At 30.3% G+C, this 14,811-nt stretch carries 10 protein-coding genes and 1 other RNA gene; 8 read left to right on the top strand and 3 right to left on the bottom strand.

What is annotated here, in order from left to right:
• The first annotated feature begins 181 nt into the window (after window positions 1-181).
• From rnpB to FGK85_RS00555, 4 genes are all read left to right on the top strand, one after another.
• Window positions 182-552: RNase P RNA component class A (gene rnpB / locus FGK85_RS00540), an RNA gene on the top strand.
• A gap of 108 nt (window positions 553-660) precedes the next feature.
• Window positions 661-2,439 carry a MutS-related protein gene (locus tag FGK85_RS00545; protein ID WP_138202782.1) on the top strand — a complete coding sequence of 593 codons (1,779 nt, stop codon included), beginning with the start codon at window positions 661-663 and terminating at the stop codon, window positions 2,437-2,439.
• A gap of 20 nt (window positions 2,440-2,459) precedes the next feature.
• A complete protein-coding gene (locus tag FGK85_RS00550) occupies window positions 2,460-4,727 on the top strand; it encodes a type IA DNA topoisomerase (protein WP_138202784.1) in 2,268 nt (755 codons plus the stop codon).
• Between the two features lie 84 nt (window positions 4,728-4,811).
• Window positions 4,812-5,198 carry a DUF6762 family protein gene (locus tag FGK85_RS00555; RefSeq protein WP_138202786.1) on the top strand — a complete coding sequence of 129 codons (387 nt, stop codon included), beginning with the start codon at window positions 4,812-4,814 and terminating at the stop codon, window positions 5,196-5,198.
• Between the two features lie 222 nt (window positions 5,199-5,420).
• Here FGK85_RS00555 and FGK85_RS00560 read toward each other — a convergent pair whose 3' ends face one another.
• Both FGK85_RS00560 and FGK85_RS00565 read right to left on the bottom strand, forming a co-directional pair.
• Window positions 5,421-7,409: a fructose-1,6-bisphosphatase gene (locus FGK85_RS00560; protein ID WP_138202788.1), complete on the bottom strand. Its 1,989-nt coding sequence runs from the start codon at window positions 7,407-7,409 to the stop codon at window positions 5,421-5,423.
• Window positions 7,410-7,628: 219 nt separating this feature from the next.
• Window positions 7,629-8,648 (bottom strand): PTS sugar transporter subunit IIC, encoded by a 1,020-nt coding sequence (locus tag FGK85_RS00565; RefSeq protein ID WP_138202790.1) that lies wholly within the window; start codon window positions 8,646-8,648, stop codon window positions 7,629-7,631.
• Between the two features lie 383 nt (window positions 8,649-9,031).
• On the opposite strand from FGK85_RS00565, the gene FGK85_RS15220 reads away from it, so the two are divergent.
• Together FGK85_RS15220 and FGK85_RS00570 are read left to right on the top strand one after the other, a co-directional pair.
• Window positions 9,032-9,208: a hypothetical protein gene (locus tag FGK85_RS15220; protein WP_171011286.1), complete on the top strand. Its 177-nt coding sequence runs from the start codon at window positions 9,032-9,034 to the stop codon at window positions 9,206-9,208.
• A gap of 444 nt (window positions 9,209-9,652) precedes the next feature.
• Window positions 9,653-10,198, top strand: a complete 546-nt coding sequence (locus FGK85_RS00570; RefSeq protein ID WP_171011287.1) for a 50S ribosomal protein L25 — start codon at window positions 9,653-9,655, stop codon at window positions 10,196-10,198.
• Window positions 10,199-10,472: 274 nt separating this feature from the next.
• On the opposite strand, the gene FGK85_RS00575 is transcribed toward FGK85_RS00570, so the two are convergent.
• Window positions 10,473-11,540: an NAD(P)H-dependent flavin oxidoreductase gene (locus tag FGK85_RS00575; protein WP_138202794.1), complete on the bottom strand. Its 1,068-nt coding sequence runs from the start codon at window positions 11,538-11,540 to the stop codon at window positions 10,473-10,475.
• Window positions 11,541-11,849: 309 nt separating this feature from the next.
• On the opposite strand from FGK85_RS00575, the gene FGK85_RS00580 reads away from it, so the two are divergent.
• Window positions 11,850-12,323, top strand: coding sequence for a hypothetical protein (locus tag FGK85_RS00580; protein WP_138202796.1), 474 nt, complete (start codon window positions 11,850-11,852; stop codon window positions 12,321-12,323).
• 533 nt (window positions 12,324-12,856) lie between these two features.
• Window positions 12,857-14,191, top strand: coding sequence for an alanine/glycine:cation symporter family protein (locus FGK85_RS00585; protein WP_138202798.1), 1,335 nt, complete (start codon window positions 12,857-12,859; stop codon window positions 14,189-14,191).
• Window positions 14,192-14,811 lie beyond the last annotated feature (620 nt).

Below are 14,811 nucleotides of genomic sequence, written 5' to 3' on the forward strand. Positions count from 1 at the left end.
TAGGGGTAAGTGTATCTATTTTTGCGACCTATCGGTCTGCGGGCTTACCAGCCCTTTAAGTAAATGTAAAAAGATACAATTCCAGTAAAAATAAAATTTTTACTGGAATTTAGGTGCTAAATCTCTGATACATTTAAAAATAACTTGATTTAATTTTTTTACTGTGATAATATAATATTTGCGAGTAAGCTAGACAGTCGCTGCCAGATAGTATCTGGGAGAGGAAAGTCCGGGCTCCGTAGGGCAGGGTGCTGGGTAACCCCCAGTCAGGGTGACCTGAAGGAAAGTGCAACAGAGATATACCGCCAGAATGAAGTTTACTTCATGAGTGCAGCTTAGCTGCCTGGCAAGGGTGGAAAGGCGAGGTAAGAGCTCACCAGCGCAATGGCGACTTTGCGGCTATGTAAACCCCACTTGGAGCAAGATCGAATAGAGAGACATATGGAGTTGCCCGCTCTGTCTCCGGGTAAGATCGCTTGAGCCTATTGGTAACAATAGGCCTAGATAGATGACTGTTCACGACAGAACTCGGCTTATCGGTTTAGTCGCACATTTGAAACACTAGGTTTTGAACTTGGTGTTTTTTATTTTGCCACCGTTTCGCCACAAACAAGTGATTTTGATATATAATATATATTATATACATTGGGGAGGTGCTTTATGGTAAACGGTACTAATAAAGGAACAAAGGAAAATGTATTTAGATTACTTTCAATGATTTCAATAATTTTGGGAATTGTAATAGGATACACTTCAATAATAAATATAGGAATTAATAAATTGTATGCTATTGGAATAATTTTATCGGTGGTATTAATATGTTTAGGTATTTATTTTTGTTTAAAAATGAAAAGTTATAAAAGAATAAGAGAATTAAGTAATAACTGGGGAAATGAAGTTAATAAGAAAAGAAAATTTGAACATATTAGGAAATTACATGATGTATTAAAAAGTAAAGAAGAATTTTATGTGGATGAGCAAACTTGGTTAGATTTAGATATGGATAAGGTATTTTTAAAATTGGACAGGACTCTGTCTACTCCAGGGGAGCAATATCTTTATCATATGCTTAGAAAGCCATGTTTTAGCCAGGATAAACTTAAAAGAACTGGGGAAAAAATAGAGTATTTTACAACAAATAAGGATACAAGGGATAAAATAAGATTTTTCCTAGATAAATTAGGCAGGGATAGAAAGGCTACCCTTGTTGAATTTTTAAATGGTGAATTTCAATATTCAAAAGTTCTAAAGGTAGTATTGAATTTGCTTGCCCTATTAGCATTAATAGCGGTTATATATGCTGTGGAGAAAAATCCTTCTATAGGTGTTTTGGAAGTATTTGGTATATATTTTATAAATTTGTCTATTCACTCAAGGGTTAAAAGAAGGATAGGAGCAGATACCTCTTGTATAAAGTATATGTACAGGGTTTTAGCTGCTGCAAAAAATATATCCTCATTAAATAATTGTAGTAAAAATATTGAAGAGATAAATGTTCTAAAGGAAGAGATGGGCAAATGTAATAAACTTATAAAGAGTTCTGCCTCTATTGCAATGGCTGGAACTGAAGGAGTAGATGTATTTTTAGATTACATAAATATATTCTTTTTAATGGAAATTAGATCATATTTCTCCGTAGTTAAGGAAGTAGAAAAACAAAGGGAAAGTATAAAAAGAATATATGAAAATATAGGTAAAATAGATGCTTTAATTTCTGTAGCATCTTATAGAGAAGGTTTGAAAGAATATACAGAACCTGTTTTTGTAAATAATGATAATAAGCTTTTATTAAAGGAGGTTAGTCACCCATTAATAGAAAATCCTGTATGTAATTCTTTGAATATGGACAATAATATAATAATAACAGGATCAAATATGTCTGGTAAATCTACATTTTTGAGAACTGTAGGAATAAATGCTCTCTTTGCTCAAACAATATATACTTGTATTTGTAAGGAATATAGGGGAAGCTTCTTTAGAGTTATAACCTCTATAAGTGTAAATGACAATATAACTGAAGGAAAAAGTTATTATTTAGGTGAAGCAGAAGCTCTTCAAAGAATAATAAACTCTTCTGGTTTTGATAAATATCCTATACTTACATTAATAGATGAGATATTTAGAGGCACAAATCCTGTGGAGAGAGTAAATGCAGCTGCAGAGATTTTAGATTATTTAGCTAAAAATAATTGTTTGGTTATGGTGGCTACTCATGATTTGGAAATAACCAATATGGTAAAGGAAACCTATTACAACTATTACTTTACTGAAAATGTAACTAAAGAAGGGTTGAATTTTGAATATAAAATAAGAGAAGGGATATCACCTACTAGAAATGCAATTAAGATACTTGAGTATTTAGGATATCCAGATGAAATAATAAATAATATAAATAAGAGAATAGAACATAAGGAAGATAATATAAATTTGGGACTTTAATTAGATTGCGAGGATTTTTAATGGGTAAATCGTTATTTGTAGCAGAAAAGCCTTCTGTGGCCATGGAGTTTGTAAAACTTTTAAATGTAAAAGGAAATAAGAGAGATGGATACTGGGAAGGTGATAAGGCAGTTTTCACCTGGTGTGTAGGTCATATGGTTACCATGAGTTATCCAGAAGTCTATAATCCAGAGCTTAAAAGATGGTCTTTGAATACATTGCCTTTTTTACCTGAGGAATACAAATACGAAATAATTCCTGCGGTGGCAAAACAATTTGAGATAGTTAAGGAACTTATTTTAAGAGAAGATATAGAAAAAATATATGTGTGTACAGACTCAGGAAGAGAAGGAGAATACATATATAGGCTAGTGGACATGATGGTTGGAAATCCTAAAAAGGAAAAGAAGAGGGTTTGGATAGACTCTCAAACAGAAGAAGAAATAAAAAGAGGAATAAAAGAAGCAAAGCCTTTAGAGGAATATGATGCATTGGCGGACTCAGCTTATTTAAGGGCTAAAGAGGATTACTTACTTGGAATTAATTTTTCAAGGCTTTTGACAATTATATATGGAAAAACCCTTTCCAATTCTATAAATGCAGATAATTCAGTAGTGGCAGTGGGAAGAGTAATGTCTTGTGTTTTAGGCATGGTAGTAGATAGAGAGAGAGAAGTTAGAGAATTTAAGGAAACACCCTTTTACAGAATAATAGCTTCATTAAATATAATTAAAGATGAAAATTCAAATTACGAAGGTGAATGGAAAGCAGTAGAGGGATCTAAATATTATAGTTCCCCTAAGCTATACAGTGAAGTTGGTTTTAGAGAAAAGGAAGAAGCAGAAAAATTCATAAAGGAAATTTTAAATAGTTTAGAGGAAGGTAAAAAGGCATTTATTGAAAATGTTGAGAAGAAGGTTGAAAATAAGAATCCACCTCTTTTATTTAACTTAGCAGAACTTCAAAATGAATGTTCTAAAAGGTTTAAAATAGATCCGGACAAGACTCTTAGCACAGTTCAAAGCTTGTATGAAAAGAAGCTTCTAACCTATCCTAGAACCGATGCTAGGGTTTTATCTACTGCAGTGGCAAAGGAAATTCATAAAAACCTAAAAAAGCTTACTTTATTTAAATGGGATGAAGAGGCAGCGGGATTTTCAAAGAAGATTTTGGAAGAAAAGTGGAATAGCAAGATTATAAAGAGTAAATATGTAAATGATAAGAAAATTACAGATCACTATGCTATTATTCCTACAGGAGAAGGTTTTGAAAACTATAATACATTAAAACCTTTAGAGAAGGATGTTTATAAATTAGTACTTAGAAGATTTTTAGCCATATTTTATCCTAATGCCAAGTATACAAAGTTTTCTCTTACAACTAAAGTAGGAGATGAGAGGTTTTTTACCAATGCAAAAACCTGTACTTCTAAGGGATACTTAGAGGTTTTAGGGGAAGAAAAAGAAAATAAAAATACTATTTCCCCGGAGTTTTTTAAAAACTTAAAAAAAGGTGAAGAAGTAACTGTAGATGCCATGGATATTAAAGAGGGAAAAACCTCTCCGCCTAAAAGATATACATCAGGAACCATGATAATAGCCATGGAGAATGCAGGTAAACTAATAGAAGATGAAGAACTTAGAGAGCAGATAAAGGGCAGTGGTATAGGTACCAGTGCCACTAGAGCTGAAATACTGAAAAAGCTAAATAGAATAGAATATATAAGAACCAATAATAAGACCCAGGTGGTAACTCCAACAGTTAAGGGAGAAATGATATACGAAGTTATAAAAAAATCCATTCCATCCTTATTGAACCCTAAGCTTACTGCTAGTTGGGAAAAGGGGTTAGGTATGGTGGCAGAAAAAGAAATTCAGCCAAAGGAATTTATGGATAAATTAGAGAACTACATACGAGGCAATGTAGAAAAGGTATTAAAGGGAAGTAGAGTAATAGAAGGCGAAAGGCTCTTTGGGAGAGTTTTACAGGACAATGATTTAAAATTAGATAAAGAAAAAGTTCAACAGGTATTGGGTATATGCCCCTTTTGTCACAATGGACATATAGTTAGAAATAAAAAGGGTTATGGATGCAATAAATGGCAAGAGGGCTGTAACTTTTTTATAGGAGAAATTTGTGGGGTTAAAATACCTAGGCAGCAGGTTCAAAAGCTTATACAAACTGGCAGCACAGATGTAATTTCGGGATTTAAATCTAAAAAAGGAAATATATTCAGTGCCAAATTAATATTGGAAGGTAACAAAATAAATTTTAGTTTTGAAAAATAATAAGAATAATGTTAAATATGGAAATATAGCCATCACAAGGGGCTCATTACCTTGTATACTAGATATAAAAGGAGAGAAAATTTTATGGAAGAAACTACTATAATTTTAATGGAAAGAAACAGTGAAACAGGATATTTAGAAAGAGAAGTAAATAGCTATACTCTTGAGGAAAATGGAAATTTAATAGAGGGTATTTACTTAGTAAAGGAAGAGGATGGGGAAGTAGTAAATTTAAAGTTAACTACAGATAGAGATGTGGAAGACGATGAATTTGATTCTATATATGATAATTACAATATGGAAGAGTTTGGAGAAATGATAAATTCTATAGAAGAAGTAGATGACACATATAATCCTACTTGGGAAATTAAATTACCCTTTATAGAAAATAGAGATATGTTTCAAGATAAGCTTCAACAGCTAGTAAACAAACATAAAGAAATTTTAGATAAAGCAGAAAAATCCATATAATAATATAAATAATAATATAAATAATAATATAAATAGTAATCCCCAATACATAAGTAACAGCTAATTAGTAGTAACCATAGGTTCCTTATGAGGCATATGAGTGAGATACCTACAACAGGTATAAAATGGTTCACTAAAATTAGTTTTACTCTATATTGGGGATTAATGTTTTGAAATTTATGCTTTAAAGTTTAGAATATTTTCTTAAATTTGCAAGTTGCATTATTTCTTTTCTTTTATAAGACCTTTTCTATAAGCAATTAATAACATTTCTAAATCTTTAATTTGTTTTTTTAATTCATTTCCTATGTCCGTATCCGCAACTCTCTTTCTGCTATTTACATGTTCTAATATTATAGTAGAAGAAAGAATATCTTTATTTTCCTTTATAGCCTTTTGAGTAGATTCAAAAGGTTCGTGTGACGTAAGTAGTAAGCCATAAGAATTATATATTAATGTGTAACCAGCTATACCAGTTTGAGGTTGATAAGCTCTACAAAAACCTCCATCAATTACAAAAAGCTTGCCGCAAGCCTTTATAGGACTTTCACCTTCCTTAGATTTCACTGGAATGTGTCCATTGATTATATGAGATGAATCTGGTTCTAAATCAAATTCTTTTAATATATAACTACAGATTTCTTCGCTATCTCTATATTTATAGTAACTATCTTTTTTCTCTTTATGAGTGCTCTTATCATCTATAAAGTATCTTTCAAAAGTAGTCATTTTCTCTTTGCCAAACAATGGAGAATCAGGACCACACCATAAATACCATAATATATCCATACCATAGGCTTTAGACTTTTTATCGTTTTTAAAGAAATAAGCTTCTCTTGCGTATCTATCTAAAGTGTCTAATAAATCCTTACCTTTATGTTTACCATGGGCAATTTCTACTTCCTTGAAAGAACCATCTTCATTAAGAGGTATGCATCCATGGTACAATAAGTTGGAATTATAAACTGTATACATGCTTCCTTTGCTATACATAAATCTTATATGTCTTTCTAGTTTTTCACTATTTACAAAGGAATTAGTCAACTTATTTATCAAACATTCTTCTTCTTTAGTTAGTTTATAAGGATCCTTCCAGTTTACTGTAGGGAAATTAGTATCATTAATTTTATAGTTTTTTCCATACAAGTTGATGGTTCCCTTTTCAATATCTATTTTATCCAAAAGCAATCGATCATCCATTAAAAATTCAGGATGAGATTTTATTAATTGACCTTCTAGTTTAAATTGTATTATAGATATAGCTTTATGCATTCTAGAAAATAAAATAGTATCCGTTTCTGTAAGAAGCTTGTCTAAAGTTTTAGGTTTGAAGCCTTTGCAATCATCTTTTTCATATTGGTTCATGGCAAAGGTAGCTAGTGGAAGAAGATTTATTCCATAGCCATCTTCTATGGTAGCTAAATTAGCATATCTTAAAGAAATTCTAAGCACATTAGCAATACAACATTTTGAACCTGCAGCAGCACCCATCCAAAGAATATCGTGATTTCCCCACTGAATATCTAAAGAATGATGTTTCATAAGTTTATCCATGATTATATCTGCTCCAGGACCTCTATCATAAATGTCACCTACAATGTGAAGTCTATCTACTACCAACTTTTGAATTACCTTTGAAATAGCTGTGATAAATTCATCTGCTCTATCTATATCGATTATAGTTTCTATGATTCCATTATAGTATTCTAGTTTGTTTACCTTTTTATTTCCCTCGTGTAATAACTCTTCTATTATATATGCAAAGTCTTGAGGTAATGATTTTCTTACCTTGGAACGAGTATATTTTGAACAAACCTCTCTGCAAAGCTCTATAAGTCTATAAAGAGTTATTTTGTACCAATCTTTTAAATTGGTTTCATCTTTTTTTATAAGCTCTAATTTTTGTTCTGGATAGTAAACTAAAGTTGCTAGGCTTTCCTTTTCTTTTTCTCTTAAGGAATTGCCGAATACATCATTTATTTTTCTTTTAGTAACACCAGAAGCATTTTTTAAAACATGAATAAAAGATTCATATTCACCATGTATATCACTTATAAAATGTTCTGTTCCCTTTGGTAAATTTAAAATAGCTTGTAGATTTATGATTTCTGTACTAGCAGCACATATGGATGGATATTGTTTTGCTAGTAATTCTAAGTATCTTAATTCTTCTTTTATTAAATCTATGTTATTTTCGTCACAGAAGGTCATGACTTTTCCCCCTCAAAATATTATTAAAATAGCACATAATAATTATACCATTTAATTATATTTTGTACACTATTTATGCTAAAAAAATTAATAAGTAGACATATATAACATATAGTATACAATTTATAATGGGTAATTTTAATATATAATATGAGACTTTGGGAAAAAAGTTCTAAATATAATAATAAAATATTTAGTTAAAAAGTATTTTTATAAAAATTAAAGATTTAACTTCATGTCATTTTCCTTTATTAAACCTTTTTTTCTCATAAAAGTAGAGAAAACAATAGTAAGTATTGCCGGTGCTATAAATTGAAGAAGTGCTATGTATATTATCAATGTAATTGGGGATTTGTAGGAATTCATAGTGGCAAAGGTTCCAATAGGACCTACTAGTCCGCTAGTACCCATACCAGCCCCCAAAGGATTATTTTCTAATTTAAATATTGTTGTGGAGAGTGGTCCTAATATAGCACCTGCTAAAGTAGGTGGTATAAGTATTAAAGGATTTTTCATAATGTTAGATATTTGTAACATGGATGTACCAAGCCCCTGGGATATTAAGCCACCAATTTTATTTTCTCTATAACTAGCTACTGCGAAACCAATCATCTGAGCACAACAGCCTACGGTAGCGGCACCAGCTGCCAGACCCGACATGTTTAAGGAAATAGCAATGGCTGCACTGCTAATAGGAGCTGTAAGAGCAAGACCCATGAGTGTTGATACAGCTATGCCCATAGGAATAGGGTGAAGTGTAGTGGCCAAATTTATCACATGACCTAAATCGCCCATAAAATTAGATATATATGGACCCACAAATTTGCCTGCAATACATCCAAAGATAATAGTAACAAAAGGAGAAACTATTATATCTACTTTTGTTTTACCGGAAACTAGATTACCCATTTCTGATCCAATTACGCCAGCTATGTAAGCACCAACAGGACCGCCTAAAGTGTAGCCAAAAGCACCAGTAGCTGCAGAAGAAAATACCACAAGAGGACTGCATTTAAAACCCCAAGCTATGGCAACAGCTATAGCAGAACCAACTACAGGGGATTTAGCAGATATAACTGTGGTAAATTCACCTATAAAATTTAAACCAGGAATTTTAGAAATTTGAGATAGTATAAGTCCTATTATTAATGAAGAAAATAACCCTAAAGCCATGAAACTTAATGCATCAATAAAATATCTTTTTAGAAGCTTTTTTAATGAGATTTTTAAATTGTTCATTTTTATTCCTCCATACACTAGTAAAATAATTTAATTTTAGTTTTAAATCTGCAAAAGTTAAATAAAATAATTAATTATAAATGTATAGCATAATACCATAAAACATATATTTATTTATGAAAATTCATATAATTATGATATATAGTTTAGCATAATTATATTGCTTCGTAAATCACAACTAATAATTATTATTGAAAGTATGGAAGGGAAGAACTTATGGCCTTTATATATAGATAATAAGCTAGAAATATGATATAATAATCCCATGTTAGTGATAATAATTATTTTTTACAGAAATTAAGGGTAAAATAAAATTATTAAAAGAGATGATGAAAATATTTAAAAAAACAGGAACAAATTTAAAAAAGAGGAGAAGTAAAATTATGAATGAAAAATACTCAAAAGTAAAAGACATGATAAAAGATACTATTGATAAAATAGAACACATAATAGATGAGGAAAGTCCAACAGGCTTAGAAGCAGGCATAACTTGTAATGAAATTGATGAACTTATAGCTGCTTTAGATAAGATTTCTGAAATAATAAATAAGTACGAATAATAATTACAATAACTTCTGATTTTCAATATATTTTTAGTTATCAAATTTGAATATATAAAAGTGATTTGAATATATAAATTAAATACAGTTGGGAAATGGGCTGTGGCACTAAGAATAAATACTACCATATATTGTACTAGATTTAAATTTTTAGAACAATATAGCGTATGTAAATTCTTTAATGCCACAGTCCTATTTTTTGTAATTTGAGCCCGTAAAACCTCTTACCCTTATGGTTGGGTAAGTTCACAAGAAATTTAGTATTAAAAAAAGTTCACATTATTTATGTGCATATTATAATCAAGATAGGTAATTCATTTACAAATAGTTCATAAAGTTATAGGTGATTGACATAAAAGTAATGCATTGACAAAAATGTATCCCATTGATACAATGAATTCAAAGGATAATTACATATTGATAATTATGGGGAGGTATGTGGACATGAATAGTGTTACTGCTTTAAAAAGAAATGAAAAGGGTATAAAGTCAAGAAAGGCTGGATACATACCAGGAGTTTTGTATGGTACAGAGGTTAAAGAATCTTGCCCAGTAAAATTTCAAAAATCTGAAATGATGAAAATACTTAAAAATAGTGGAGATAGTGCAAAATTAATTGTAAAATTGGAAGATGAAAAAAAATATGGAGTTATAAAAAATATTCAAAGAAATTCAATGAATGTGGAAGAAATATATAACGTGGATGTACAATTAGTAACAAAGGACGAAGAAATAAAACAAGCTGTTCCTATTATATTTGAAGGGAGAGCTAGTATAGAAAATAGGGGGCTTACTATACAAACTCAACTTACAGAAGTGGATGTAATAGCTAAAGCTGTTGATATTCCAGAAAGTTTCATCATAGATATAAAAGATAAAAAAAATGGTGATGTAATTACTGTAAAACAAATAGAAGAAAATGAAAAGTTTAAAATAGTTAACGATCCTGATGGAGTTATAGGATCAGTGTTTTATGTAACAAAGGAATAAATGTATCTATGTGAGCTTTAATTGTAAAGTATTCAACTTTCGCAGTTATAGAATACAAATATAAAATTTACAGGCAAATAATACTTAGTTAGGTATTAAATGTTAGGTACTAAGTGCTAGGTGCTGGAATTAAAAATTTCTAGGTAAGTAATACTCTTTACTTTCTTACCTTGTATAATGTAGAACTTAAAATTTATATGCGAAAGTTTAGTAAAGTATTAATATAGAGATTGAAAAGTGTAGAGATTAAAGGGGGCTGAATTTTATCAGCCTCTTAATTTTCTTCTGCTTCTATTAATAAAGTTTGTATAAGATCTTTAACTGGCACTATTTCCTTTAATCTATAAGCATTTTCACCGCAAAATATAAGTCCTTCATCTAAATTCCCATTAGCAGAGTTAATAAGTGCTTTAGATATACAATAAGGGGCAGTTTTAGGATTGCAGTGACTTAAACATCTGTAACATTTATCAATAGGTAAATTTTCATTTTTAATTGAATTTATAAATGAATTTTTAATAGCTCTTCCTGGCATACCTACAGGGCTTATTACGATATCTAGGTCTTCTTTTTTTGAATTTATATATGCTCTTTTGAATTTTATATGAGCATCGCACTCTTCTGTTGCTACAAATCTAGTTCCCATCTGAACTCCCGAAGCTCCTAACTTTAGAAATTTAGGAATATCACTTCCGTGAAATATACCTCCAGCAGCTATTATTGGTATACTTCTCTTAGCTTCCTCTTCAAAAGGTTTAATAGCCTTAATTACTTCTTCTAATATATTTTCTAATTTTTTATCTTCTCTAAATAAATCCTCTTTAGAAAACCCTAAGTGACCTCCAGCCTTAGGACCCTCTACTATTAAAGCATCTGGTATATAGTTGTATTTTCTTTTCCAAAGTTTAGTTATTATCGAAGCGGCTTTTCCAGAGGAAACAATAGGTATTAATTTAGTTATTTTATTTTTCACCAATGCAGGTAAATTTGTTGGAAGTCCAGCACCACAAATTATTAAGTCAGCCTCACACTGGGAAGCGGTAGTAACTAATTCTTCATATTCATTTGAGGCAGTTAAAATGTTAACACCTATAATTCCATTGGAGCTTAAAGTTTTAGCTTTTACAATTTCTTTTTTTAATGCTCTTATATTTGCTTCTTTAGAATTAACAGAAAAATCACTTTCTCTAAAGCCTATACCTACACCAGAAATTATTCCAATGCCGCCTTCCCTGGCAACAGCAGAAGCTAGGCCGGATAGTGATATTCCTATGCCCATACCGCCTTGAATTATTGGCAATTTAGCTTTTAAGTTTCCTATAATTAAACTAGGTAATTTCATATTAAAATCTCCTTTTATTTGGATTATCAAATATTTTGATTCTCAAAGTATTTTATAAACAAAGTATAAATAAATATTATTTTCATGTCAAGGGAAATATATAGTTATTAACTCAACTTTCGCATGTGAATTTTAATTTCTACATTAACTCTTACTTCTTAGCTCTTACCTATTATTTACCTATAAATTTTATAACTGCCAAATTTGAATTATTAAATAATAATGTTAATATTCAGATTAATTCAGTATTTTATACATTAAGTGATATTATATTTAGGTGATTTTATTACATCAATACAGGAGGAAATTATGTTTAAAGGATATAAAGCAGAAAGCAGTTTAAGTTATTTAATAGCGATAATTTTTATAATAATAATTTTTACAACTATAGGAACCAATGTTTCATCAATGATAGAAAAAAATAAAGAGAGAAAATATGTATCAGTATCAGTAAAAGATATATCAGCTAATGAAGGGAAAAATATTTCTGAAGCTCAATTAAAAAGAAATATGGTAAAATTTTATGAAATAAATAATGGTAAATATGTTAAATGGACACTAAAGGTAGCAGAGGTAAATGAATTTTTTGATACAGTTAAATGCCCTGTAAATATAGATGGGGTGGTATATAATGAGCTTTTTATAAAGTGCAAGTTTGAAAAAGGAATTGCAGGTAAAATAAAAAAAGGTGATGAGATAACAGTATCTGGTCAAGTAATAGGATATTCAGAATTCTATAAGGCTATAGAATTAAAGCACTGTAGAGTAGAAAATATAAAGTAAATTTCAAAATTTAAAATGTAGAATTAAAAATGGAGGAAAAAACTCTTTTGGAAGTTTTAAAATTAAAAAATATTGTAGATATTGAAGTTTATTTATGAAAATTAATTGATGTAGAAAAGCATTTATAATATGAAATAAAGAGAAATAGTTATGCAAAAGAAGCTATTTCTCTTTATTTTTTTATAGAAAATGCCCTAAAACCTCCGTTGTTTATATGGCAGGTGGTTCACATATAAATGGGAAAAACAATTTACAATAAATATTTTTATATTTTAAATGGTAATTGAATATTTAGGTTAAATTACCAAAAAATTATTGATATAACTATAATTAAATAAAAATAAACTAGGAAACAATGTAAGTGGCATGTGAAAAAGTTCATTAAAAGAATAATAAATGTCAAAAAAGTTTAAAAAAAATTAAAAAGTATCAAAAAGTAAGGAAAAGGAGAAGGAAAAAGTAAGTGGGTATAGAATATATAAATATAGGTAGAATGTACTATTATTATTACAAATAATAAGGAGGTAGTTTTTATGCTAGAATTTGTACAAAATATTAACAAAGTGCTTTGGAATTATATTTTAATATTCCTGTTATGTGGAACAGGTATAGCATTTACTTTTGGATTAAAATTTGTTCAAGTAAGAAAGTTTGGCGCTGCATTTAAAAAAGCATTTGGCGGTATATCTTTAAGGGGTAAAAAAGCAGGTGAGGACGGTATGTCTTCATTCCAAGCATTAGCAACAGCAATAGCTGCTCAAGTGGGAACTGGTAACTTAGCAGGTGCAGCAACAGCTATAGCAGCAGGTGGACCAGGAGCAATATTCTGGATGTGGCTAAGTGCCTTCTTTGGAATGGGTACAATATTTGGAGAAGCTGTTTTGGCTCAAGTTTATAAAGAAAAAGTTGATGGCCAAATAACAGGTGGACCAGCGTACTATATAAGAAAAGGTTTAAATAGTAAATTTTTAGCAGGTTTTTTCTCTATTAGTATAATAATAGCATTAGGTTTTATAGGAAATATGGTACAAGCAAACTCAATTGGAACAGCTTTTTCAAAAGCATTTAGTATTCCAACTTTAGTAGTGGGTATAATTACTGCAGCTTTGGCAGGACTTATATTTGTAGGTGGTATAAGTAGAATAGCAGCTGTTACTGAAAAAATAGTTCCTTTAATGGCTCTTCTATACATAATAGGAAGTTTATTTATCGTAATAGCTAATTGGGCACATATTATTCCAGCTTTCAAAATGATATTTGTGGGTGCATTTAATCCTAAAGCTGCTACTGGCGGACTTATAGGTGTAGGTGTAAAGGAAGCTGTAAGATATGGTGTAGCTAGAGGATTATTTTCAAATGAAGCTGGTATGGGTTCAACTCCTCATGCACATGCTGTAGCAAAGGTTAAACATCCAGAAGATCAAGGTTTAATGGCAATAGTTGGAGTATTTATAGATACTTTTGTAATATTAACTTTAACAGCACTTGTAATACTTACTACTGGTGCATTGGATGGAAAGACTACAGGAATAGAATTAACTCAAAAGGCTTTTGAATTAGGTTTAGGTAACTTCGGAAACATATTCATTGCAGTATCATTATTCTTCTTTGCCTTCTCAACTATAATTGGATGGTATTTCTTTGGAGAATCTAATATTAGATATTTATTTGGAAATAAAGGATTGCCTGTATATAGACTGCTTGTTTTAGCATTTATTGTTGTAGGTACTACTATGGAAGTTAAATTAGTTTGGGAATTAGCAGACACATTTAATGGTTTAATGGTTATACCAAACGTAATTGCATTATTAGGATTAATGGGAGTTGTTAAGAAATCCCTTAAAAAGTACGAAGAACTAGAATCTTAAAGCATAAATTGCGATGCAATTTATGGCTTTAGTGGGCTAGGGTGCCAGTGGGCTAGAGGGCTAGTGAAGGATAACATAATTTCACAATGTGAAATTATGTTATCTTTTTTTGGGGGGTAATTTATTTTGATACTATATAGACATTATATAGGTACTAGGTACTAGGTGCTAGGTACTAGGAAGGATAAAACGCTTGAGGAGTTTTGAGAAATAACTATAAAATATATAAATTTAAGAAGTTTCATATGGGGATTAGGGATTGGTAACTAAACCAACGGCTACGCCTAAAAAATATTATGAGCGTTCTCTTTTTATAAATTAAAGATTTTCCGTAACGTAGTGGAGGAAAATCATCCTTTAGTAGGCTGCTCTCTCCCAGTGATGATTTGCGCATGAACTGAAAAATCTGCTTTTAAGGGAACAATAAATATATTTTTTAGACTATTGAGCTAGCTTTAGAAATTCTTTGTTTTTAAATTTGAAGACCCGTTAAGAAGCTTTCACTGCTTGAGCGAGGAACGAGTGAGTTTGAAAGCTTTAGGGTATTTAAATTTAAAAACATTAGAATTTCTTAGCGTATTGCGAACAGTCTAAAAAATATATTTATTGTGGACTTAAAA

Origin of the sequence: Haloimpatiens lingqiaonensis, from assembly GCF_901447495.1 — a bacterium.
Classification (GTDB): Bacteria; Bacillota; Clostridia; order Clostridiales; family Clostridiaceae; genus Haloimpatiens; species Haloimpatiens lingqiaonensis.